The organism is Bradyrhizobium sp. 87 (assembly GCF_023073015.1).
GTDB classification, from domain to species: domain Bacteria; phylum Pseudomonadota; class Alphaproteobacteria; order Rhizobiales; family Xanthobacteraceae; genus Bradyrhizobium; species Bradyrhizobium canariense_D.
Map to the genome: position 1 here is coordinate 1 of NZ_JADPIQ010000028.1, position 1,619 is coordinate 1,619.

The following is a 1,619-nucleotide window of genomic DNA, read 5'->3' on the forward strand; positions in this document are numbered from 1 at the left end:
TCAGCTCCTCCAATAGATATGCGCGCTCGTCGGCCGCCAGCAGCTCAATCCGCCCGACCGCTTGCCGCGCATCGGCCACCATCGCCCGCAGCAGCGCCAACAGATAGCCACGCTGCCGTTCGATCGTCGTGTGATCGAACAGCGCCGCCGCATACCCCAGCGTGCCGGCGATGACCTCGCCATGCTCGCCCAAGCTCAGCTCCAGATCGAACTTGACCTGATCGTACCCATCCCCCACAGCCTCCACACTCAACCCGGGAAGATCGAAGGATTGAGCGGCGTTGTTCTGCCAGGCCAACATCACCTGGAACAACGGCGTGTGATCAAGACGCCGCGGCGGTTGCACGATCTCCACCACCTGCTCAAACGGCAGGTCCTGATGCTCCTGCGCTGCCAAGGCCGTGCGCCGCGTTCGCTCCAACAGCTCTGCCACGCTCGGCTCGCCCGACAGGTCGAGGCGAAGCGCCAAGCTATTCACGAAGAAGCCGATCAACTCTTCGATCTCGCGCCGGCCTCGATTGGCGCTCGGCACACCGATCACAATGTCGTCCTGCCCCGACAGACGCGACAGCACCGCAGCCCACCCAGCCAGCACCGTCATGAACAACGTCGTGCCATGCTGTTGGCTCAGCCGCCTTAAGCCCCGCGTCAGATCCGCATCGATGACGACAGGCACCGTGGCTCCGGCAAACGACTGCTCGGCCGGCCTCAGCCGATCCGTCGGCAGCGCCAGACGGGCCGGTGCGCCCGACAGGTTGCTGCGCCAATACTCCGCCTGGATCGAGAGCCGCTCGCCCGACAGCCAGTGCCGTTGCCAGGCGGCATAGTCCGGATACTGGATCGCAAGCGGCGGCAGCGGGTCCTCTTGTCCAGCCACAAACGCGCGGTACAGGTGACTGAGCTCACGCGCCAATACGCCGATCGACCAACCGTCGGAGACAATGTGATGCTGGGTCAGCAGGAAGACGTGCTCATCATCCGACATCCGGATCAGACACGCCCGGATCAGCGGGCCGCGCGCAAGATCGAAGGGCGTGCGTGCTTCTTCATAGCACAGATCCAACCGCGCCGCCTCGGCTTCCGGCCTGTCGCGAAGATCGCGCTCCACCACTGGCAGCCCCGCACCCGGCGGCAGAACTTCAACCCAGGGCTTGCCCTCCGGCGCGACAAAGACACTCCGCAGCGCCTCATGACGCGCCAACAACCGGTCGAGGCTGCGCTGCCATGCGGTGCGGTCGAGCTCACCCCGCAACCGCCATGCCAGCAGCATGTGATAGCTCCTGCCGCCCTCATCCAGCTGCGCCAAAAACCACAACCGCTCCTGCGCAAAGGACAGCGCAAGCGGCTCTTCGCGCGACACAGCGACAATGGCCGGCAGCTCTTGTGGACCGGAGCGGCTCAACTCATCCACGATGCTCTCGGCCAGATCGGACAGCACCGGTTTGGCAAACAGTGCCGTTAGCGGCAGGGCGAGGCCAACAGCTTGCGAGACCCGGCTCAACAACCGCACGGCCAAGAGCGAGTGCCCGCCCAGCTCGAAGAAGTTGTCGTGCCGGCCGACACGTTCCAGGCCCAGAAGCTCGGCCCAGATCTGCGCCAGCGCGATCTCGATCTCGCCC

The 1,619-nt window shown here is 65.2% G+C and carries 1 protein-coding gene; it reads right to left on the minus strand.

Features of this window, described 5'->3' with window-relative positions; all coding sequences use genetic code 11:
• Positions 1 to 1,619, minus strand: a 1,619-nt coding sequence (locus IVB50_RS08225; protein ID WP_247295354.1) for a condensation domain-containing protein, incomplete at both ends; no start/stop codon positions are given.